Raw genomic sequence first — 19,724 nt, 5'->3', positions numbered from 1 at the left:
CGATGATAAATTACTCTAATTATAGCATAAAATAGGAACCTATATTGGGAAATTGTGATATAATGGAAGTCAGAATTTTTTTAGAGGAGAAGAAAAAATGGAAGACTCCAGTGGTCAGTCCTTATTATTTCAATCTATTTTATTACTAATATTAACCTTGCTTACGGCCTTTTTCTCAGCATCAGAGATGGCTTTAGTATCACTAAACCGTTCACGTGTGGAACAAAAGGCTGAAGAAGGCGACAAGAAATTTATTCGCCTGCTCAAGGTTCTTGAAAATCCAAATAACTTCTTATCAACCATTCAAGTTGGTATTACCTTTATCAGTCTCTTACAAGGAGCTAGTCTCTCCGCTTCACTAGGTGCAGTAATAGCGACTTGGTTTGGTCATGCAGCCTGGGCTAAGACAGCAGGTAGCATGATTTCATTGGTTGTCTTGACCTATATCTCGATTGTTTTTGGGGAACTCTATCCTAAACGTATTGCTATGAACCTCAAGGAAAATCTAGCCATCTACTCAGCACCAGTTATTATTGTTACTGGTAAGATTGTTAGTCCTTTTGTTTGGATTCTTTCAGCATCGACAAATCTTGTGTCTCGTTTGACGCCCATGACCTTTGATGATGCGGATGAGCAGATGACTCGGGATGAGATTGAGTACATGTTGACCAAGAGTGAAGATACACTTGAGGCTGAAGAAATTGAAATGCTCCAGGGGATTTTCTCTCTTGATGAATTGATGGCACGTGAGGTTATGGTCCCTCGTACCGATGCTTTCATGATTGATATCGAAGACAATACTCAAGAAAATATCCAAGCTATTCTCAAGGAAAGTTTCTCACGTATCCCTGTTTACGAGGATGACAAGGATAAGATTATCGGTGTCATTCATACTAAAAACCTTCTAAAAGCAGGTTTTGAACTTGGTTTTGAAAATATCAAACTTCGTCGAATCATGAACGAACCTCTCTTTGTTCCAGAGACTATCTTCGTAGATGATCTCTTGGCAGCCTTTCGTAACACCAATAATCAGATGGCTATCTTGCTTGATGAATACGGTGGCGTTGCTGGTCTTGTTACCTTCGAGGACCTTTTGGAAGAAATCGTTGGTGAGATTGACGACGAAACAGATAAAACTAGTGTGGAAGTTCGTGAAATTGGTGAGAATACTTATATTGTCGAAGGAGCTATGACTCTTAACGACTTCAATGAACATTTTGATACAGAACTTGAGAGTGATGACGTTGATACTATCGCAGGTTATTATTTGACTGGTGTGGGGGCCATCCCAACTCAAGAAGTCAAGGAACACTATTCAGTTATCAACAAGGACAAACACCTCGAATTTATCAATGATAAGGTTAAGGATGGTCGCGTAACCAAACTTAAGGTAATCATCACGGCAGCTCCAGAAGAGGCAGAAGAATAGTTTTTTCCACGTTTTTATTAGAAAATGTTGGAACCCAAAAGCGACTATCTACTAATTAGGCACTTTCTCTCATTATGAGTGAAAGTGCTTTTTCTTATCTATCTTGGAATATCCGCTTATCAAAATAATAAGATTAGAAAATGTCTATAAAGTACGTTATAAAGCCTTTTTTACCTATCCAAACTGCTAGACTTTGTCATAAAAAGAACTATAATTTTGGAGATACTCTAACATATTTTAGCGTATTGATAGATTTAGAATAAAAATAAATAAGATTTTAATTAAAACAGTCTTTTATTACTTTTTTATGGTAGAATATAAATTAACTGATAAATGAAAAAAGGAGAATCTTAATGGCTTCTAAAAAATCTATATATAGTAGCTTGCTTTTACTCACCCTTACCCTAGGAGCTTTTGTACCAGTAACTTCTTTTGCGGACGACGGTATTGCGACAAATGATGCTGTTCTTACACAACCAACGACAGATCATGCAGCAACAGGTCCTTCAACAGCTCCAAGTGATGGTGACTTGGCTCGTAGCAATGATTCAAACACAGGTGCGACAACGCCAACAACACCTACAGCTCCTGAAGTACCAGCTGAACCAACAACACCAGCAACTCCAGAAACCCCTGCGACACCGGCTCCAACAGCTGATTCATCTACAACACCAGCTGAGAAACCAGCCGATAAGCCAGAAGAACCGGCCTCACCAACTGATAAAGGGACAAGTGAAGCAGCTCAAACCCCTGAAACTCCAGCAGTGAACGTTAATGGACAACCTGTTGTTACCGTAACACCAACAGCTCCAGTTGTCACTGCAGCTGGTCAAACAATTGTGTCTACACAAAACAGCCAAATTGTCATCGCTAACACTGATGGTACAACAAGTGTTGTCGCTCCTGAAGCAGTAGGATTCAAAGTGAATGCTGACGGTACATTGACTGGTAAAGATGCTAAAGGTAAGGAAGTTACACTTCCTAAGACTGGTGAAGCATCAACAGTAATCTTGACATTGGCAGGAACATTCTTCCTTGCTGCTGCAGCCTTTTTGGGGCTTAAGAAACGTGCCTAATAATATAGATGATAAAAGACTGGATTTTTCCAGTTTTTTTGTTTTTCTTCTGGTATAGTATAGATATCATTTAATTTTAGATGTATTATAGTATAACCTTTGCTTGAATTCAGGCAGATATGGAGCATGTTTCCGATAAAAGAGGTATAATAAAAACATGTAAAAAGCGTTTACAAGGAGGCTGCCATGGCAGAAATTGATTACAGTCAGGTGACTGGACTTGTTCATTCAACCGAAAGTTTTGGATCCGTAGATGGTCCGGGTATCCGTTTTATTGTTTTCATGCAAGGCTGTAAGATGCGTTGCCAATATTGTCATAATCCAGATACTTGGGCTATGGAGTCAAATAAGGCTGTTGAACGTACGGTTGAAGATGTCTTAGATGAGGCTCTTCGTTTCCGTCATTTCTGGGGTGAGCATGGTGGTATCACTGTATCAGGTGGTGAGGCCATGCTTCAGATTGATTTTGTCACTGCCCTCTTTACAGAGGCTAAGAAGCTAGGAATTCACTGTACGCTTGATACTTGTGGGTTTGCTTACCGCAATACTCCTGAGTATCATGAAGTTGTTGACAAACTTTTGGCTGTAACTGACTTGGTTCTACTGGATATCAAAGAGATTGATCCTGAACAACACAAGTTTGTGACCCGTCAACCTAATAAGAATATCTTGGAATTTGCTCAATATCTGTCTGATAAACAAGTTCCAGTCTGGATTCGCCATGTCTTGGTACCTGGTTTGACAGACTTTGACGAACACTTGATTAAGCTCGGCGAGTTTGTAAAGACCTTGAAAAATGTTGATAAATTTGAAATTCTTCCATATCATACGATGGGGGAATTCAAGTGGCGTGAACTTGGCATCCCTTATCCATTGGAAGGTGTCAAACCACCAACTGCAGATCGTGTTAAAAATGCTAAGGCTCTTATGCATACGGAAACCTATCAAGAATATAAGAATCGTATCGGTGTCAAAACCTTGGATTAAAGAATGAGCTCTTGACAAGAGCTTTTTTATTTTGTTATTATTTAGGAAGCAATAAAAAGCAGGTAAATTATGTTTCGTATTTTAAAAATTGATGATGACTTTGTTTACCTTAGTCATCCTGACGGGCGACTTAAGAAAATAGATCGCACGCTTTTTGATTTTGATATAAAATTAGGAGACCGTATTGATGTCTACCAAGATGGGGACTTGACCGTTGTTACTCCGGCAGAAGTTCAAACGGACTTGAGCTTAGAGGGAGACAAATCTGTTAAATCACACCTCTTGCAAGGAATTTTAGATCTTTTCCTTGAGACTCTTAATATTCACAACAATCATTTGGGTGACTTGAAGAAGATTTTCACGCAATTATTGATTACACTCTTCATGGCTTGGAGCTTGCTAGGTGTTATTCTGGTTGAGATTCTTCTTTTCGCAGAATCGATTATTGTTTTCCTATGGAGACTCTTAGTTCGTCTTGTTAAGTGGATGCATATTAAAGACAACACTAAGGTCTTGATTGATGAGACGCAAAAACGTCATGCTAAGCGTGAACGTCAAAAAGCTCAAAAACGTGAGCAGGAAAGACGTCGTCAGGAAGAGCTAGAAGAACGTGAATACCTTCGTGAAACAGAACGTCAAAAGGAACTGATGATTGTTGAAGCAAGCCTTAGTCAGGAAGCAGAGCGCGAGAGCCTTTCAACTAGTCTTGCTTTGGAGCAAGCAAGTGCCTCAAGTCAATCTGTCAGTGAAGACTTGGTAGAAGAAAGCCAAGCAAGTTCAGAATCAGAAGTTGTGTCTGAGTCAGCAAAATCTGAAAAATAGAACAATAAAAAGAACTGAGTTATTAATCTCAGTTCTTTTTATATGAGAAAAGCACCAGATGTGCTTGTGAGAGGTGACTATAGCGTTTTTTCAGAGTCACGAACGATGAGCAAGTCAACTTTTGCGTGACGGAGAATGTACTCAGAGGATGAACCGATAAGCAAGCGCTCAAAGGTATTGAGACCAGTGGCACCGACCATAATAAGGTCAACGTTTTCCTTATCAGGGATGTCAACAGCCAAAAGGCTCTTAGGATTACCGAACTCAATAACTTTGCGAATCTTGGTTAAACCAGCTTCTCTGGCTTGACGTTCAAAGTCAGCCAATACAGCTTTTGCTTCCTCTTCTAGTTTTTCATAGATATAAGAGTCGAAAGTCGCAACGCTTTGAAGGGCGCGTGTATCGATAACGTGTACCAAGATTAACTGTGCATTATTACGTTTTGCAACGTGCACACCTTTGAGAAAGGCCAGTTCTGATTCGTAAGAACCGTCGATAGCTACCATAATACGTTCATATTGTTGAGACATAAGCTCTACCTCCTATCTTTAGCTTTATTATACTCCTTTAATCTAAAAAATGAAAGCGTTGTTATGGATTTTCTGAAATCTTTTTTTGACTGCTTACTTTAGGATGTCCGTAGTAATGTGAAGATTTCAGTATTATCTAAAAATTGAAGATTGCATGAAAAAGAGGTATAATACAATCTGTTATTAGCTTCGTAAGAAACATGATAATTAAACAATAGGAAGACAAGTCTTCAGAAATGATACCAAATGGCTGAGCCTAAATAAAGTTGGTGTCAATAAAAGTGGAAATCCCCATCAGGTGTTGAATTTTTTTATTTTCTGCTAGATGTATCTGCTTTTAGTATCTTTTGAAAGGATTAACTTATGAAAACATTTGATAAATCATCAAAGTTGGAACACGTTGCCTATGATATTCGTGGACCAGTTTTGGATGAAGCCAACCGTATGATTGCTAACGGTGAAAAGATTCTTCGTCTTAATACGGGAAATCCTGCGGAATTTGGCTTTACAGCACCGGATGAAGTCATTCGTGATTTAATTATGAATGTTCGTAATAGTGAAGGGTATTCGGATAGTAAAGGGATTTTCTCAGCTCGTAAGGCGATTATGCAGTATTGCCAGTTAAAGGGATTCCCAAATGTAGATATTGATGATATTTATATTGGTAATGGTGTTTCAGAGATGATTTCCATATCTATGCAGGCCTTGCTTGATGATGGAGATGAGGTCTTGGTCCCAATGCCAGATTATCCTCTTTGGACAGCCTGTGTCAGTCTAGCAGGCGGTAATGCCGTACACTATGTATGTGATGAAAAATCTAACTGGTATCCAGATATTGATGATATCAAATCAAAGATTACATCAAATACTAAGGCAATTGTAGTAATCAATCCCAATAATCCTACAGGTTCGCTCTATCCTAAGGATGTTCTTGAACAGATTGTGGATATTGCTCGACAAAATGATTTGATTATCTTTGCGGATGAGATTTATGACCGCTTGGTTATGGATGGTAAGAAACATACTGCAATCGCTAGTCTTGCACCAGATGTCTTCTGTGTGTCTATGAATGGTCTTTCTAAGTCTCACCGCATCTGTGGTTTCCGTGTGGGTTGGATGGTTCTTTCTGGACCTAAAAAGAATGTCAAAGGCTATATTGAAGGGCTTAATATGTTGGCTAACATGCGTCTCTGTGCCAACGTGCTCTCTCAACACGTTATTCAGACTTCACTTGGTGGCTACCAATCCGTTGATGAGCTCTTGATTCCTGGTGGGCGTATCTATGAACAACGTGAGTTTATCACGAATACCGTAAACGCTATTCCAGGGCTATCAGCTGTTAAGCCAGATGCAGGGCTTTACATCTTCCCTAGGATTGACCGTAACATGTATGATATTGAAGATGATGAAGAATTCTGTCTTCGTCTCTTGAAGAAGGAGAAGGTTCTCCTAGTTCCAGGTAAAGGCTTTAACTGGAATGAACCAGATCACTTCCGTATTGTCTATCTTCCTCGAGTGGAAGAGTTGGCTGATCTCGGTAATAAAATCGAACGAGTCTTGTCATATTACAAGCGCTAATTCCTTAAAAAACTGGACAATAAGGCTTGTCCGGTTTTTATTGTTTTTAAAAGGGGGATATATTTGAGCAAAATCTGAACATTCTCCCTAAAAATGCCATAATATACTTAATATAATGAATAGTAGAATAATAAATAATTTTCAGACAATTGTTTGCAATTTCTGGGTTAAGTGTGCTATAATGATAGGGCTAGTGAGTCTTGACGCAGAAGATTAGTACAAGGCTTGATATTATTATGACTACAATAGAAAGTGAAGACAATAAATATGGCAAATTTGCTGGCTAAAACACGTAAAATTACATCTATCTTGCAACGCTCAGTAGACAGCTTGGAAGGAGATCTTCCATACAACAACATGGCTGCTCAATTGGCGGATATCATTGATTGTAACGCTGCTATCGTTAATGGTGGTGGTGCTCTCCTTGGTTTTGCCATGAAGTACAAAACCAACAATGATCGTGTGGAAGAGTTTTTTGAAGCTAAACAACTTCCAGAAGAATACACACGTGGTATCAGCCGTGTTTATGATACTCAAGAAAACATTGGTATTGACAGTGACTTGACCATTTTCCCAGTGGAGTCAAAAGATGACTTCCCAGATGGTTTGACTACAATTGCCCCTATCTATGGTGGTGGTATGCGTCTTGGTTCTTTCATCATTTGGCGTAACGATCATGATTTTGTGGATGAAGATCTTATCTTGGTTGAGATAGCCTCTACGGTAGTTGGGTTGCAGTTGTTGAACCTTCAAACAGAGAACTTGGAAGAAACGATTCGTAAACAAACAGCTATTAACATGGCTATTAATACCTTGTCTTACTCAGAAATCAAGGCAGTTTCAGCTATCTTGAACGAGTTGGACGGTTTGGAAGGTCGCTTGACAGCATCTGTTATCGCTGACCGTATCGGAATTACGCGTTCAGTTATCGTTAATGCCCTTCGTAAGTTGGAATCAGCTGGTATTATTGAGAGCCGTTCACTCGGTATGAAAGGGACTTATCTTAAAGTCCTTAACGAAGGTATCTACGACAAATTGAAAGAATACGAATAAGAAGAATACTGAAAGAGAGTGAGGTAGGAGGACCTGCCCCACTTTTTTTAAAAGGAGAAAGTAGCATGACAAAGGCATTGATATCAATTGATTACTCTTATGATTTTGTGGCAGATGATGGGAAGTTGACGGCTGGTAAGCCTGCCCAAGCCATTGAAGATCGTATTGCTCAGGTAACTCAAGAAGCCTATGACAATGGGGATTATATCTTTGTTGCCATGGATCGACATGATGAAGGAGATACCTTCCATCCTGAGACTAAACTCTTTCCACCTCACAACATTGCAGGGACATCTGGGCGAGAACTTTATGGTAAGTTAGCTAGTGTATATGATGCCATCAAGGACGACCATCGTGTCTTTTGGATGGACAAGCGACACTATTCAGCCTTTTCCGGAACGGATTTAGATATTCGTTTACGTGAGCGTCGTGTGACGACAGTTGTTTTGACGGGAGTTTTAACAGATATTTGTGTGTTACATACGGCCATTGATGCTTATAATTTGGGCTATGATATCGAGGTGATAGAGAGTGCAACAGCCTCCTTGACACCTGAAGCTCATGACTTTGCTATTGGACATTTTAAAAATGTTCTTGGAGCAACAATTGTGGAGTAAGAGTTAGTTCTTACTCTTTTTTTATCATTGTTATAATGGAGAGAGGATTGAGAGTGGGAATCTGTCCTACTCTCAATTTTTTTGTCTAAAATCATAGGATAGTATCAGTTTTCCGTAGTTTACTATAAGAAAGCGATTCCAGATTAGTATATACTATTACTGAAATAATCTTGAATCATAAGAGGTAGAATAATGACTAAAAAATTAACTTTTCCTGATGGATTTTTGTGGGGTGGAGCGACAGCAGCCAACCAATGTGAAGGTGCCTATGATGCTGATGGGCGTGGTTTAGCCAATGTTGATGTGGTGCCAATTGGTGAGGATCGCCTTTCCATTATCACTGGACGTCGCAAGATGTTTGATTTTGAGGATGGTTATTTTTATCCGGCAAAGGAAAGTATCGATATGTACCACCGTTACAAGGAAGATATTGCTCTCTTTGGTGAAATGGGCTTTAAGACCTATCGTCTTTCTATTGCTTGGTCACGTATTTTTCCTAAGGGTGATGAGGCTGAGCCAAATGAAGCTGGGCTTGCCTTTTACGAGGACCTCTTCAAGGAATGTCACAAGCATGGCATTGAACCTTTGGTGACGATCACACACTTTGATTGTCCAATGCACTTGATTACCGAGTATGGAGGATGGCGTAATCGTAAGATGCTTGGCTTCTATGAAAATCTTTGCCGTACCCTTTTCACACGCTTTAAAGGTTTGGTTAAGTACTGGCTCACTTTCAATGAAATCAACATGATTCTCCATGCCCCATTTATGGGAGCAGGACTCTGCTTTGAAGAGGGTGAGAATGAGGAGAAGGTTAAATATCAGGCTGCTCACCATGAGTTGGTAGCCTCAGCTATGGCGACGAAATTGGCCCATGAGATTGACCCTGAAAATAAGGTCGGTTGTATGTTGGCAGCAGGTCAATATTATCCAAATACAGCCCATCCACGTGACTACTGGGCAGCTATGCAAGAAGACCGTAGTAGCTATTTCTTTATTGATGTTCAAGCTCGTGGAGAGTATCCAAATTATGCTAAGAAACAGTGGGAACGTGATGGCATTGAGCTTGAGATGACGGAAGAAGATTTGGCCCTTCTTAAAGAGCATACTGTTGATTTTATTTCCTTCTCTTACTATGCAAGTCGTGTGGCTTCAGGTGATCCAGAAGTTAATGAAAAGACTGCTGGAAATATCTTTGCCTCTATTAAAAATCCCTATTTGGAAGCTTCAGAGTGGGGCTGGCAAATTGACCCACTAGGCCTTCGTATTACCCTCAATGCTATTTGGGATCGTTACCAAAAACCGATGTTTATCGTTGAGAATGGTCTTGGTGCTGTGGATACGCCAGATAAAAATGGTTATGTTGAAGACGATTATCGTATCGACTACTTGGCAGCCCACATCAAGGCTATGCGTGATGCTATTAATGAAGATGGTGTAGAGCTTTGGGGCTACACAACCTGGGGCTGTATCGACCTTGTTTCTGCTGGAACTGGTGAAATGAAGAAACGTTATGGCTTCATCTATGTGGACCGAGATAACGATGGTAATGGTAGTCTTAAACGCTCTAAGAAGAAATCATTTAACTGGTACAAAGAAGTTATCGCAAGTAATGGTGCCTCTGTAGAATAGTGCATTTGAGTTGCGTGCTGGTCTGGGTTCAATTTTACGAATCTAGCAAGCACTGAAAGAAAATTAATCTCCATTCAAAGTCAGCCTTAGGGTTGGCTTTTTTTGTAAGGGATAGAAATTGTAATGTTTTCTAAAAAATGATATTCTTGTTAGAGTTTGAGAGGAAGAAAACATGGGTAAAAAATCGGTTGTATTTGTAGCTGAGCTATCCTATATGGAAAAGTTAGAGGTAGCTCTTAAATCTTTGTGTGCACATCAAGGGCAGTGGAAAATTTATGTGCTAAATGAGAATTTACCAACAGAATGGTTTACGCTACTGAATCGTCGTTTGGAGGCTATTGATTCTGAAATTCTTAATTGTCGTGTGTCTGCAGAAAGCTTTAAACAATTTTCGCTTCCGAGTACGCATATTCATTATGCGACTTTTTTCCGTTATGCGATACCTGAGTTTGTTCAAGAAAATCGTGTTCTCTATTTAGACTGTGACATGATCTTCACGCAGGATTTGTCACCACTTTTTGAAGTAGATTTAAACGAATTTGGCATTGGAGCGGTAGTGGATCATCCGACGACGACAGAAGGTTTTAATGCTGGTTTGATGGTTATTGACATCGATTGGTGGCGACAACACAAGGTGACAGAGTCTCTTTTTGAATTAACTAAGGAACATCACCAAAATGTTTATGGGGATCAAGGGATTTTGAATCTTTATTTTAAAGACGCCTGGCACCAACTTCCATGGACTTATAATCTCCAAGTAGGCTCTGACAAGGATCAGTACAGATATGGGGACTTGGATTGGTATGATGCTTTTAAAGGGGTGCCCGCGGTTATTCATTACACCTCTCACAATAAACCGTGGACCTCTAAGCGTTTCAATCGTTTCAGAGATATTTGGTGGTTTTATTATGCCCTATCTTGGGAAGACATCTTATTGAGAAAGCCATCCTTAAAGCTTAGCTTTAGTGATATGGTAGGTGATTTTCCTTACCATACGGCTATTTATACTAATACGGCAGACATCTTTGAATTGGAACATTTGCTGCAGACTCTTCCAGATGTAGCTTTTCATGTTTTGGCTCATTCTCATTTCGGGTTTAATTTGGTGAAATTGGAGCAGTATCCAAACCTTATTCTCTATCCGTCCTTTGATCCATTGACCAGTCGAAAGGTTTTGGAAAAAATAGATTTTTATTTTGATATCAACCCATTTGACGAGGTTGATCATATCACAGAAACGATTCATCAGTTGGGTCTTCCAATTTTCTCTTTTGAAGGGACCAATCATGACCAGACTGGAAAAAATCAAGTGTTCAAGAATGACCAAGTAGACCAAATGGTAGAGGCAGTTCGAGACTATATAGATACGATTGAGAGATAGACCATGGAAAATAAAGAAGTAGTTAGTATTGTAATTCCCATTTATAATGTGGAAGCTTACCTGAAGCAGTGTTTGGAAACGATAGTGAATCAGACTTATCCAAACCTTGAAATCATTCTTGTCAATGATGGTTCTCCTGACAATTCAGAGGAGATTTGCAAGGAATTTTTCAAGAGAGATTCGCGTATTCGCTATGTGCGACAAGTTAATGGAGGCTTATCTGCAGCCCGAAATACAGGAATTGACTTAGCCACAGGTGATTACATCACTTTTGTAGACCCAGATGACTGGGTAACAGAGGATTATGTGGAGACCTTATACACTCAGCTTAAAAAGTATGAAGCAGATGTTTCTATTGCCAACTATAACTTGTTCAATGAGAGTACAAGTAAGTTTTTGATTAAGGTAACGGAGAACGACTATTCTGAAACCCTCTATGAAGGAAGAGACATCATAGATCAGGATGCCATTCAAGAGACACGAGATATGGCTTGGGCTTGTGCCATGATGAAACTCTACAAGATTTCCTTATTCGAGGATCTTCGTTTTCCTGTCGGTAAAAATGTTGAAGATAACTTCCTGATGTACAAACTCTTGTTAAAGGCCAATCGTGTGGTTCATACTGAGAAATGTATCTACTGGTATCGAGTGGGACGTAAAGATACCCTTTCGCAGGTCTGGACTGAGAAGCGTGTTTTAGATGAGATGGAAGCTAAGAATGAAAAACTAGCTTTGCTAGGTATGTTGGGCTATGATTTGACCTGGCACCGTTATATTTATAAGACGCGTCTAAAACGGGCGATTGAAAAGATGGAAGAAACTAATCTTCAAGATACTGAGACCTATAAGACGGCGCAGGTTAACTTGAGATTTTTGGAGCAATAAAGGTCGAGGGTTAAGCTATTTATAGCTTGGATTAGTCAGAAAGGATAACTATGCTCATTATTGCACAAGAACCCAGTCAGGCAACGGAAAAACTGAGAAGATTACTAGATTCCTTTGGCATTCAGTCGCGTGTGTTTTATACGAATTTTGAAACGGATATTGATAAGGACACTATTAGTTTAGCATCGTCATTTATTTATTCCTCTGAGGAAGATTATCAAGGGAAACCACTCTTTTTTAACGATTTGTCAGTTCCTCTATATTGGGAATTGTGGACTTTGGGGATTACGACCTATATTTTTGATGGTCAAGACCGTCGTGCTAGTGTCATTTTTCGTGACAATCTAAAGGATCGTACGGTCAAACAAGTCCAATGGTTTGGACAAGGGGAAAAAGTTGTTGCGATAGACGATTATAATCGCTATGGCTGGCGTACCAAACAGCGTCTTCTGGATGATCAGGGACAAGGCATTATGGATATTTACTTTAATCGTAATCAAGAAGAGGCCTTGCTTCACTATATTCAAGATGGGTACTTGATTGATCAGGGATCTGAAGGAAGAGATAGGATTTTCTCGGGTAGGGAAGAATTAACTAAGGTTGTTTTGAATCAAATCCTAAAGTCAGACGAAGCTATCATCTGTATGGATTCCAATCTAATCCCGATTTTGAAGACCTTGAATGCTGATCGTCTGGTCTATTGCTCCGACAGTCATGATGGTCTTGAGTTTATTCAAAGTCAAGTGAATCATGTTTTGATTACTAATTATTATCCACAAGAGGAACGTTGCTCGGGCATGATTTATTTAGCTGGTGCTAAACAAGAAGGTTCTCAGACTTTTGTGCCTCAGGCTATGGTGATGACTGCTTCTGAAAATATTGAGGGACTAGCTGACTTGGTTGATGCTTTTCCGGATATTGACTTTCACATCGGAGCCCAAACTAGTATGGGACCTAAATTGACTTGTCTCGAAGATAAGGGAAATGTCCATCTTTACCCAGGGATTCGTCAGGAGAAATACCAAGAGCTACTAAGGAAATGTTTCATTTATTTAGACTTGAATTATGGAAGTGAAGTGTCTGATGCAACATTGGATGCGATTGAAAATGGGCAGCTACTTTATGGCTTGGAATCAACGGTTCATCGTCACTACTATAAGGACTTACCAACGGTCTATACTTCCTTAGAGGAACTAGAGCAAGGTTTCCGACAACTCTTACAACAAGCTGACTTTTATCCTAATGCTCTTGAAAGTCAGAAAGAGATTTTAAAACTCGCCGAGAGGGGAGAAATCCTAGCTTTCTTGACTAGATTGGAGGGGGAAAAAGATGACGATTTACACCTTTAACCTACTGGTTGGCTATGAGCCTAATGGTGTGGACGTGGCCCAGGCGTCGAGAGCTTTGATGCTACGTGAATTAAATGAGCCTGCTAAGTTTGTCTTTACGACCTGGCCACAACCCTATAAATTAGACTATTATCTTTCTTTAGGGCACCGCTATGAAGAACTCCTTTATGCCTATCTTAGCTTTACAGATCAAGACAGTCACACCCCATCTTTGACAGTGGGAGCCTTGCAGCAAAAATTTAAGTTGACACGACTAGATTTAAGGAGCAAAAGTGAAACAGAGGTCGTTTATGCCTTTTCTGATGCTAATTCTCTAATTTTCAAGATGGATCCCTACCAAAAAGGCTGCGTGCGCTATGTGGACTACTACCTTAATGGTATGCTATTAAAGCGTGAGTGGTATGGGACAAGTAAAATAGTCACAGAATACTTTGAAAAAGGAATCATCATCAGGAGAAGCTATCATAATAAAGATGGTTGCATTGCCTTTGAAGAACTCAAGCAAGGGACTAGTTGGTTATATAGGCTGGGAACTGAGATTTTAGTAACGAAAACAGAGGTCATGCGTCGCTTTTTGGCAAGACTTCCATTGATAGATGCAGATACCTTGCTGCTGGATAGGGCTTCCTTAATGGAATTTATGCGACCGATTTATGAACTTAATTCTCCTGCAAAGTTAGGCTTCGTTTTTCATTCAGAGCATGAATTTGAAAATGGCGACCTCTACTATGAGTATTATTACATCTTTAAGTACGCCCAACGTTTTGATTTCTTTATTACAGCTACGGAGGCACAAAAGGCTGTTTTAAAGAATACTCTTCAAAAACAGAGCATCGACGCAACTATCTATGCCCTAGCAGTTGGACATTTGGATAAACTTAGTTTTCCCGTGGAGCAGAGGAGGCCTCTTAGTTTGATGACAGCTTCGCGATTGGACCCACGTAAACGCTTGGATTTGGCTATAAGAGCCGTTGCTCTTGCCCATCAAAAAGAGCCAAACCTTAGCTTTGACATCTATGGTGAAGGTGGAGAGCAAGAGAATCTACAAGAACTGATTGATACTCTTGGTGCGAATGGTTACATCCAACTTCGAGGTCATGCTGATTTGCGTGAAGTTTACCCACAGTATGAACTTTATGTCACCACCTCTCAGTGGGAGACCTTTGGCTTGACTCTGATGGAAGCGGTGGGAGCAGGTCTAGCCTTGGTTGGTTTTGATGCCCGTTATGGCAATCCAACTTTCATCAAAGATGGTAAAAACGGCTTTCTGGTCCCTTATAGCGAGACTATGGATGAGGATCTACTTGTTTCTCAGATGGCCGACAAGATTGTATTTGCCTTAGAAAGTGATCTTGAGTCTATGCACCAAGTCTCATATGACCTGGCAAAACAGTATTTGAAACCAGAAATCCTAGAGGCTTGGAGAAAGCTCTTGATAGCCATACGATAAGTGTTTTGAAAAAGCTCTATCTCTGTAAACTGTAGTGACAAAAAAGTTACTACAGTTTTTTTATCCTCCAAGCAAAATAGGCTTAATTATGGTAAAATAGAACGTATTGAAAAATCATCATTTCACGAAAGGAAGCAAGATGAAAATTACGCAAGAAGAGGTAACCCACGTTGCCAATCTTTCAAAATTGAAATTCTCTCCAGAAGAGACAGCTGAGTTTGCGACAACCTTGTCTAAAATTGTCGACATGGTGGAATTGTTGGAAGAAGTGGACACAACCGGTGTTGCCCCAATAACGACCATGGCTGATCGTAAGACCGTATTGCGTCCGGATGTTGCTGAAAAAGGGACAGACCGTGACCGCTTGTTTAAAAATGTACCTGAAAAAGATAACTATTACATTAAGGTACCAGCTATCCTAGAAGATGGAGGAGATGCCTAATGTCATTCAACCATAAAACCATTGAAGAGTTGCACGACCTCCTTGTCTCTAAGGAAATTTCAGTAACCGAATTGACTCAAGCGACGCTTGATGATATCAAGGCGCGTGAAGAAGCCGTCAATGCCTTTGTAACGGTGGCCGAAGAAGCTGCCCTTGCGCAAGCTAAGGCCATTGATGAAAAAGGAATCGATGCAGATAACCTCCTGTCAGGGATTCCACTCGCTGTCAAAGACAATATCTCAACAGATGGTATCTTGACGACTGCGGCTTCAAAAATGCTCTACAACTACGAGCCTATCTTTGATGCGACAGCTGTTGCCAATGCAAAAGCCAAAGATATGATTGTCATCGGGAAGACCAACATGGATGAATTTGCTATGGGTGGATCTGGTGAAACATCTTACTATGGGGCGACTAAAAATGCTTGGGACCACAGCAAGGTGCCTGGTGGATCTTCTAGTGGTTCAGCAGCTTCTGTCGCTTCAGGGCAAGTTCGTTTGTCTCTTGGTTCTGATACTGGTGGTTCTATCCGCCAACCAGCTGCCTTCAACGGGATTGTTGGTCTCAAACCAACTTATGGAACTGTTTCACGTTTCGGTCTTATTGCCTTTGGTAGCTCACTTGACCAAATTGGTACCTTCTCACAAACCGTTAAGGAAAATGCCCTCTTGCTCAATGTCATTGCCAGTGAAGATGCCAAAGATTCAACTTCAGCGCCAGTACGCGTAGCCGATTTTACTTCTAAGATTGGTCAAGACATCAAGGGCATGAAGATTGCCCTTCCTAAGGAATACCTCGGTGAAGGAATTGACCCAGAAGTCAAAGAAACTATCCTTAGTGCAGCTAAGCACTTTGAGAAATTGGGAGCAACTGTCGAAGAAGTCAGCCTGCCACATTCTAAATACGGGGTTGCCGTTTACTACATCATTGCTTCATCTGAAGCTTCATCAAACTTGCAACGTTTCGATGGGATTCGTTATGGTTTCCGTGCGGAAGATGCCAAGAACTTGGATGATATCTACGTGAACACCCGTAGCCAAGGCTTTGGTGATGAAGTGAAACGTCGAATCATGCTGGGTACCTTCAGTTTGTCATCTGGTTACTACGATGCTTACTACAAGAAAGCCGGACAAGTTCGGACACTTATTATCCAAGACTTCGAAAAAGTCTTTGCGGATTACGACCTCATCCTTGGTCCAACAGCTCCAAGCGTGGCCTTTGATTTGGATTCGCTTAACCATGATCCGGTTGCCATGTACTTGGCGGACTTGTTGACCATTCCAGTTAACTTGGCAGGTCTTCCAGGAATTTCGATTCCAGCAGGATTTGCGCAAGGACTTCCAGTTGGTTTGCAGTTGATTGGTCCTAAGTATTCGGAAGAAACAATCTATCAAGCTGCAGCTGCTTTTGAAGCAACAACGGATTATCACAAGCAACAACCCCTTATTTTCGGAGGTGACAATTAATGAACTTTGAAACAGTCATCGGACTTGAGGTCCACGTTGAATTGAATACAAACTCAAAAATTTTCTCACCAACCTCTGCCCACTTTGGGAACGAGCAAAATGCCAATACCAATGTGATTGACTGGTCTTTCCCAGGGGTGCTTCCTGTTTTGAACAAGGGTGTTGTGGACGCTGGTATTAAGGCTGCTTTGGCTCTGAATATGGATATCCATCAGCACATGCACTTTGACCGTAAGAACTATTTCTACCCTGATAATCCAAAGGCCTACCAAATTTCACAATTTGACGAGCCAATTGGTTACAACGGTTGGATTGAAGTGCAATTGGAAGACGGCTCAACTAAGAAAATTGGGATTGAACGTGCTCACTTGGAAGAAGATGCCGGTAAGAACACCCACGGAACAGACGGTTTCTCTTATGTAGACCTCAACCGTCAGGGGGTGCCATTGATCGAGATCGTCTCTGAAGCAGATATGCGTTCTCCAGAAGAAGCCTATGCTTATTTGACAGCCCTTAAAGAAGTCATCCAATACACAGGTATTTCTGACGTCAAGATGGAAGAAGGATCGATGCGGGTCGATGCCAACATTTCCCTTCGCCCCTACGGTCAAGAGGAATTTGGTACCAAGACGGAGTTGAAAAACTTGAACTCTTTTTCAAACGTCCGTAAAGGTCTTGAATACGAAGTGGAGCGTCAAGCGAAAATCTTGCGTTCGGGTGGTGTCATTCGTCAAGAAACACGCCGTTATGATGAGGCCAACAAGAGCACGATTCTTATGCGTGTCAAAGAAGGGGCAGCGGATTACCGTTACTTCCCAGAACCAGACCTTCCCTTGTTTGAAATCTCAGATGAGTGGATTGAGGAAATGCGTACATCATTGCCAGAGTTTCCAAAAGACCGCCGTGCTCGCTATGTGGCAGAGCTTGGCTTGTCTGACTATGATGCCAACCAATTGACAGCTACTAAGGTCACATCTGACTTCTTCGAAGCAGCCGTAGCCCTTGGCGGAGATGCCAAGCAAGTGTCTAACTGGCTCCAAGGTGAAGTCGCTCAATTCTTGAACGCAGAAGGTAAAACGCTTGAAGAAATCAAGTTGACACCTGAAAACTTGGTAGAAATGATTGCCATCATCGAAGATGGAACCATCTCTTCTAAGATTGCTAAGAAAGTCTTCGTTCATTTGGCGAAAAACGGTGGCGGTGCGCGTGAATACGTCGAAAAAGCCGGATTGGTACAGATTTCAGACCCTGAAGTCTTGATCCCAATCATCCACCAAGTCTTTGCAGACAATGAAGCAGCCGTAGCCGACTTCAAGTCAGGTAAACGTAACGCTGACAAGGCCTTCACAGGCTTCCTCATGAAAGCAACCAAAGGCCAAGCCAACCCACAAGTAGCTCTTAAACTACTTGCTCAAGAATTGGCGAAGTTGAAAGAAGAATAATAGATAAAGAACCAGCCGAGAGGTTGGTTTTTTATTTGCAATATTTGTGTTAGACTAGTTGGGAATATTTTTATAGAAGATTTTAGGAGGCAACCCCATGAACAAATTCTTAAGAGTCCTATTTATCCTAGTCATACTCGCTATGACTGGTGCCATTATTTTTCAGCTATTTTTCCCAACCTATATGGGAAGTCACTCGGGGTACGGCATTTCAGTTGGTTGGCAGAGAGAGATTGGTATTTGGAATGTGGCGGTTCTGGTCATCCTCCTTGCCGTTAATCTCAAATACGATTGGTTTTATCTGAGAGCCGTTCTGCTTGCTTTGATTCTAGGTGGCCTGGGTATTGGGACCAATCATTTCCTTAGCTATCTTCAACATCATCACTCAGTGAATGCTATTGGAGCACTTGAAAATTATCTTTTAGTCCTTGGCTGGATTGTGGGTTGGTGGCTTGAAAATTCCTCAAGAAAAACCGCTTAAGTTTTATGGGGTAACCGCTTACCTTATCCACTCTGTGATATAATAATTAATCATTATCATAATCGAGGAAAACACATGTCTAAACAACTAAAAGGGAGCTTGATGGTATTGACAGCAGGAATTGCCTGGGGATTTTCAGGGGTTTCTGGTCAATACCTAATGGCTCATGGTGTTAATGTCAATCTTTTGACGAGTTTACGTTTGCTTCTGTCTGGTATTTTACTAACGGCTTCGGTCTTTTTTAGGCAGCGAGACAAATTAGTACAAGCTATTAAAGATAGAAAAACCTTAGTAAGTATCGCCTTATTTGCTCTCTTTGGTCTGGTACTAAATCAGTACGCCTATCTCAGTGCTATTCTATACACTAATGCTGGGACAGCGACGGTCTTGCAGTATGTCACCCCAGTTATCATCCTGGCTTTTGTATGTGCAAAATATCGTAGGTTCCCAACAGCAGCAGAGCTAGTGGCGATTATCATGGCTATTGTGGGAACCTTTACCATCGCAACGCATGGTCAGATAAGGGAGCTGGCGATTACACCTCTGGGCTTGTTCTGGGGCCTCTTTTCAGCGGTGACCTATGCACTTTATATCTTAGTGCCTGCTAAGGCTATTGAAAAATGGGGCAGTTTGATTGTCATTGGTTTAGGCCTGTTGCTCGGTGGTTTAATCTTTCCGATTGTTATCCAAGCCTGGAAGTATAAGCTTCCTTTGACGGGTGGAAATCTCTTAGCACTTTTTGGTTTAGTCTTCATTGGGACAGTCTTTGCTTACACCGTTTTCCTTAAGGGGACGATCATGGTTGGAGCTGTCAAAGGGAGTCTCTTGGCTTCGGTAGAACCTGTAGCGTCGGTCATTTTGACCGTATTAATTATGGGGGACCGCTTCTTTGCCATTGATGTGGTTGGAATGTTTTTAATTGTTCTTGCTGTTATCATCATATCGCTTAAGAATTTAGTTGCCCTTAAAAAACAAGAGAAAATTCAAAGATAAAGATAGAGCCCGAGTGATTGTGGCTCTTTTTCTATACCCTCGTGTCATTGATGTTCATAAAAAATAGGACTTAAGTCCCACACATAAACCTTAAAAATATGGTAGAATAAG

The 19,724-nt window shown here is 40.8% G+C and carries 18 protein-coding genes; 17 read left to right on the top strand and 1 reads right to left on the bottom strand.

Annotation, left to right across the window (positions count from 1 at the left end; genetic code table 11):
- Positions 1-97 precede the first annotated feature (97 nt).
- From ACYVQ1_RS06665 to ACYVQ1_RS06650, 4 genes are all read left to right on the top strand, one after another.
- A complete protein-coding gene (locus ACYVQ1_RS06665; protein WP_060971645.1) occupies positions 98-1,429 on the top strand; it encodes a hemolysin family protein in 1,332 nt (443 codons plus the stop codon).
- Between the two features lie 353 nt (positions 1,430-1,782).
- Complete coding sequence (locus ACYVQ1_RS06660) at positions 1,783-2,505, top strand: LPXTG cell wall anchor domain-containing protein (protein ID WP_461250209.1); 723 nt, start codon at positions 1,783-1,785, stop codon at positions 2,503-2,505.
- 186 nt (positions 2,506-2,691) lie between these two features.
- On the top strand, positions 2,692-3,492 hold the full coding sequence (gene pflA, locus ACYVQ1_RS06655) for a pyruvate formate-lyase-activating protein (protein WP_002891689.1): 801 nt from the start codon (positions 2,692-2,694) through the stop codon (positions 3,490-3,492).
- Between the two features lie 69 nt (positions 3,493-3,561).
- On the top strand, positions 3,562-4,314 hold the full coding sequence (locus ACYVQ1_RS06650; RefSeq protein WP_461250208.1) for a hypothetical protein: 753 nt from the start codon (positions 3,562-3,564) through the stop codon (positions 4,312-4,314).
- 77 nt (positions 4,315-4,391) lie between these two features.
- Here ACYVQ1_RS06650 and ACYVQ1_RS06645 read toward each other — a convergent pair whose 3' ends face one another.
- Complete coding sequence (locus ACYVQ1_RS06645; RefSeq protein ID WP_461250207.1) at positions 4,392-4,844, bottom strand: universal stress protein; 453 nt, start codon at positions 4,842-4,844, stop codon at positions 4,392-4,394.
- Positions 4,845-5,207: 363 nt separating this feature from the next.
- On the opposite strand from ACYVQ1_RS06645, the gene ACYVQ1_RS06640 reads away from it, so the two are divergent.
- The 13 genes from ACYVQ1_RS06640 (at position 5,208) to ACYVQ1_RS06580 (ending at position 19,613) form a co-directional block, all read left to right on the top strand.
- Entirely contained in the window at positions 5,208-6,422 is a 1,215-nt protein-coding gene (locus ACYVQ1_RS06640) for a pyridoxal phosphate-dependent aminotransferase (protein ID WP_004183315.1), read from the top strand.
- A 267-nt stretch (positions 6,423-6,689) separates the two neighbouring features.
- A complete protein-coding gene (gene codY / locus ACYVQ1_RS06635) occupies positions 6,690-7,475 on the top strand; it encodes a GTP-sensing pleiotropic transcriptional regulator CodY (RefSeq protein WP_002884784.1) in 786 nt (261 codons plus the stop codon).
- 65 nt (positions 7,476-7,540) lie between these two features.
- Positions 7,541-8,092, top strand: a complete 552-nt coding sequence (locus ACYVQ1_RS06630; protein WP_461250206.1) for a cysteine hydrolase family protein — start codon at positions 7,541-7,543, stop codon at positions 8,090-8,092.
- A 192-nt stretch (positions 8,093-8,284) separates the two neighbouring features.
- A complete protein-coding gene (locus ACYVQ1_RS06625; protein ID WP_461250205.1) occupies positions 8,285-9,724 on the top strand; it encodes a 6-phospho-beta-glucosidase in 1,440 nt (479 codons plus the stop codon).
- A gap of 172 nt (positions 9,725-9,896) precedes the next feature.
- Positions 9,897-11,105 carry a glycosyltransferase family 8 protein gene (locus ACYVQ1_RS06620; protein ID WP_461250204.1) on the top strand — a complete coding sequence of 403 codons (1,209 nt, stop codon included), beginning with the start codon at positions 9,897-9,899 and terminating at the stop codon, positions 11,103-11,105.
- Between the two features lie 3 nt (positions 11,106-11,108).
- The gene (locus tag ACYVQ1_RS06615) at positions 11,109-11,990 is read left to right on the top strand and encodes a glycosyltransferase family 2 protein (protein WP_461250203.1); all 882 of its coding nucleotides are present in this window, start codon (positions 11,109-11,111) and stop codon (positions 11,988-11,990) included.
- A gap of 50 nt (positions 11,991-12,040) precedes the next feature.
- A complete protein-coding gene (locus ACYVQ1_RS06610; protein WP_461250202.1) occupies positions 12,041-13,339 on the top strand; it encodes a glycosyltransferase family protein in 1,299 nt (432 codons plus the stop codon).
- Positions 13,320-14,789 (top strand): glycosyltransferase, encoded by a 1,470-nt coding sequence (locus ACYVQ1_RS06605; RefSeq protein WP_461250201.1) that lies wholly within the window; start codon positions 13,320-13,322, stop codon positions 14,787-14,789. The genes ACYVQ1_RS06610 and ACYVQ1_RS06605 overlap by 20 nt, the downstream gene beginning before the upstream one ends.
- Positions 14,790-14,928: 139 nt before the next feature.
- Positions 14,929-15,231, top strand: coding sequence for an Asp-tRNA(Asn)/Glu-tRNA(Gln) amidotransferase subunit GatC (gene gatC / locus ACYVQ1_RS06600; RefSeq protein WP_073949715.1), 303 nt, complete (start codon positions 14,929-14,931; stop codon positions 15,229-15,231).
- On the top strand, positions 15,231-16,697 hold the full coding sequence (gene gatA / locus ACYVQ1_RS06595; protein WP_461250200.1) for an Asp-tRNA(Asn)/Glu-tRNA(Gln) amidotransferase subunit GatA: 1,467 nt from the start codon (positions 15,231-15,233) through the stop codon (positions 16,695-16,697). Before gatC ends, gatA begins: the two co-directional genes overlap by 1 nt.
- Complete coding sequence (gene gatB / locus ACYVQ1_RS06590; RefSeq protein WP_002891678.1) at positions 16,697-18,139, top strand: Asp-tRNA(Asn)/Glu-tRNA(Gln) amidotransferase subunit GatB; 1,443 nt, start codon at positions 16,697-16,699, stop codon at positions 18,137-18,139. Before gatA ends, gatB begins: the two co-directional genes overlap by 1 nt.
- Before the next feature lie 97 nt (positions 18,140-18,236).
- A complete protein-coding gene (locus tag ACYVQ1_RS06585) occupies positions 18,237-18,620 on the top strand; it encodes a hypothetical protein (RefSeq protein ID WP_201710461.1) in 384 nt (127 codons plus the stop codon).
- A gap of 75 nt (positions 18,621-18,695) precedes the next feature.
- On the top strand, positions 18,696-19,613 hold the full coding sequence (locus ACYVQ1_RS06580) for a DMT family transporter (RefSeq protein WP_201710460.1): 918 nt from the start codon (positions 18,696-18,698) through the stop codon (positions 19,611-19,613).
- The last annotated feature ends 111 nt before the right edge of the window (positions 19,614-19,724 follow it).

Source organism: Streptococcus parasalivarius, assembly GCF_054785155.1.
The sequence above is the reverse complement of the archived record's forward strand: the minus strand, read 5'-3'. Positions and strand labels throughout refer to the sequence as shown.

What these genes read in the sequence shown, in the direction of transcription:
- codY (WP_002884784.1), top strand. Translation starts at nt 6,690, where the DNA reads ATGGCAAATTTGCTGGCTAAAACACGTAAAATTACATCTATCTTGCAA.
- ACYVQ1_RS06660 (WP_461250209.1), top strand. Translation starts at nt 1,783, where the DNA reads ATGGCTTCTAAAAAATCTATATATAGTAGCTTGCTTTTACTCACCCTT.
- ACYVQ1_RS06625 (WP_461250205.1), top strand. Translation starts at nt 8,285, where the DNA reads ATGACTAAAAAATTAACTTTTCCTGATGGATTTTTGTGGGGTGGAGCG.
- ACYVQ1_RS06665 (WP_060971645.1), top strand. Translation starts at nt 98, where the DNA reads ATGGAAGACTCCAGTGGTCAGTCCTTATTATTTCAATCTATTTTATTA.
- gatA (WP_461250200.1), top strand. Translation starts at nt 15,231, where the DNA reads ATGTCATTCAACCATAAAACCATTGAAGAGTTGCACGACCTCCTTGTC.
- ACYVQ1_RS06585 (WP_201710461.1), top strand. Translation starts at nt 18,237, where the DNA reads ATGAACAAATTCTTAAGAGTCCTATTTATCCTAGTCATACTCGCTATG.
- ACYVQ1_RS06605 (WP_461250201.1), top strand. Translation starts at nt 13,320, where the DNA reads ATGACGATTTACACCTTTAACCTACTGGTTGGCTATGAGCCTAATGGT.
- gatC (WP_073949715.1), top strand. Translation starts at nt 14,929, where the DNA reads ATGAAAATTACGCAAGAAGAGGTAACCCACGTTGCCAATCTTTCAAAA.
- ACYVQ1_RS06630 (WP_461250206.1), top strand. Translation starts at nt 7,541, where the DNA reads ATGACAAAGGCATTGATATCAATTGATTACTCTTATGATTTTGTGGCA.
- ACYVQ1_RS06610 (WP_461250202.1), top strand. Translation starts at nt 12,041, where the DNA reads ATGCTCATTATTGCACAAGAACCCAGTCAGGCAACGGAAAAACTGAGA.
- ACYVQ1_RS06580 (WP_201710460.1), top strand. Translation starts at nt 18,696, where the DNA reads ATGTCTAAACAACTAAAAGGGAGCTTGATGGTATTGACAGCAGGAATT.
- pflA (WP_002891689.1), top strand. Translation starts at nt 2,692, where the DNA reads ATGGCAGAAATTGATTACAGTCAGGTGACTGGACTTGTTCATTCAACC.
- ACYVQ1_RS06650 (WP_461250208.1), top strand. Translation starts at nt 3,562, where the DNA reads ATGTTTCGTATTTTAAAAATTGATGATGACTTTGTTTACCTTAGTCAT.
- ACYVQ1_RS06640 (WP_004183315.1), top strand. Translation starts at nt 5,208, where the DNA reads ATGAAAACATTTGATAAATCATCAAAGTTGGAACACGTTGCCTATGAT.
- ACYVQ1_RS06645 (WP_461250207.1), bottom strand. Translation starts at nt 4,844, where the DNA reads ATGTCTCAACAATATGAACGTATTATGGTAGCTATCGACGGTTCTTAC.
- ACYVQ1_RS06615 (WP_461250203.1), top strand. Translation starts at nt 11,109, where the DNA reads ATGGAAAATAAAGAAGTAGTTAGTATTGTAATTCCCATTTATAATGTG.
- gatB (WP_002891678.1), top strand. Translation starts at nt 16,697, where the DNA reads ATGAACTTTGAAACAGTCATCGGACTTGAGGTCCACGTTGAATTGAAT.
- ACYVQ1_RS06620 (WP_461250204.1), top strand. Translation starts at nt 9,897, where the DNA reads ATGGGTAAAAAATCGGTTGTATTTGTAGCTGAGCTATCCTATATGGAA.